Source organism: Rhodococcus sp. RS1C4 (assembly GCF_002258225.1).
Classification (GTDB): Bacteria; Actinomycetota; Actinomycetes; order Mycobacteriales; family Mycobacteriaceae; genus Rhodococcoides; species Rhodococcoides fascians_E.
Genome location: NZ_NOXZ01000059.1, coordinates 3,901 through 5,622, shown reverse-complemented (window position 1 = coordinate 5,622; position 1,722 = coordinate 3,901). Strand labels below are relative to the sequence as shown.

The window sequence follows — 1,722 nt, the reverse complement described above, 5'->3', positions numbered from 1 at the left end:
GTGTGTGCGTGTTCTTTGAGAACTCAACAGTGTGTCGATGAATGTCAGTGCCGAATGTTTTTGGTGCTCATGCCTTTTGGGGTGTGGGTGTGACATCTTCTTGCTTCATTCTTCCCGTCTGGGGTGAGAAGATTTTTTGTAATGCTAGTTGAGTTTTTTTGCTAGTGATTTGGACTTGATGTCATTTGACTGATTGCACTGTCTCTTTTGGGGGATGGTGGGATTGCAAGTCTTTTACGGAGAGTTTGATCCTGGCTCAGGACGAACGCTGGCGGCGTGCTTAACACATGCAAGTCGAGCGGTAAGGCCTTTCGGGGTACACGAGCGGCGAACGGGTGAGTAACACGTGGGTGATCTGCCCTGCACTCTGGGATAAGCCTGGGAAACTGGGTCTAATACTGGATATGACCTCAGCATGCATGTGCTGGGGTGGAAAGCTTTTGTGGTGCAGGATGGGCCCGCGGCCTATCAGCTTGTTGGTGGGGTAATGGCCTACCAAGGCGACGACGGGTAGCCGACCTGAGAGGGTGATCGGCCACACTGGGACTGAGACACGGCCCAGACTCCTACGGGAGGCAGCAGTGGGGAATATTGCACAATGGGCGGAAGCCTGATGCAGCGACGCCGCGTGAGGGATGAAGGCCTTCGGGTTGTAAACCTCTTTCAGCAGGGACGAAGCGTGAGTGACGGTACCTGCAGAAGAAGCACCGGCTAACTACGTGCCAGCAGCCGCGGTAATACGTAGGGTGCGAGCGTTGTCCGGAATTACTGGGCGTAAAGAGTTCGTAGGCGGTTTGTCGCGTCGTTTGTGAAAACCCGGGGCTCAACTTCGGGCTTGCAGGCGATACGGGCAGACTTGAGTGTTTCAGGGGAGACTGGAATTCCTGGTGTAGCGGTGAAATGCGCAGATATCAGGAGGAACACCGGTGGCGAAGGCGGGTCTCTGGGAAACAACTGACGCTGAGGAACGAAAGCGTGGGTAGCAAACAGGATTAGATACCCTGGTAGTCCACGCCGTAAACGGTGGGCGCTAGGTGTGGGTTCCTTCCACGGGATCTGTGCCGTAGCTAACGCATTAAGCGCCCCGCCTGGGGAGTACGGCCGCAAGGCTAAAACTCAAAGGAATTGACGGGGGCCCGCACAAGCGGCGGAGCATGTGGATTAATTCGATGCAACGCGAAGAACCTTACCTGGGTTTGACATACACCGGAAAGCTGCAGAGATGTGGCCCCCCTTGTGGTCGGTGTACAGGTGGTGCATGGCTGTCGTCAGCTCGTGTCGTGAGATGTTGGGTTAAGTCCCGCAACGAGCGCAACCCTTGTCTTATGTTGCCAGCGCGTTATGGCGGGGACTCGTAAGAGACTGCCGGGGTCAACTCGGAGGAAGGTGGGGACGACGTCAAGTCATCATGCCCCTTATGTCCAGGGCTTCACACATGCTACAATGGCCAGTACAGAGGGCTGCGAGACCGTGAGGTGGAGCGAATCCCTTAAAGCTGGTCTCAGTTCGGATCGGGGTCTGCAACTCGACCCCGTGAAGTCGGAGTCGCTAGTAATCGCAGATCAGCAACGCTGCGGTGAATACGTTCCCGGGCCTTGTACACACCGCCCGTCACGTCATGAAAGTCGGTAACACCCGAAGCCGGTGGCCTAACCCCTTGTGGGAGGGAGCCGTCGAAGGTGGGATCGGCGATTGGGACGAAGTCGTAACAAGGTAGCCGTA

The 1,722-nt window shown here is 56.1% G+C and carries 1 rRNA gene; it reads left to right on the top strand.

Annotation, left to right across the window (positions count from 1 at the left end):
* The first annotated feature begins 233 nt into the window (after window positions 1–233).
* A 16S ribosomal RNA gene (locus CH289_RS27755) occupies window positions 234–1,722 on the top strand.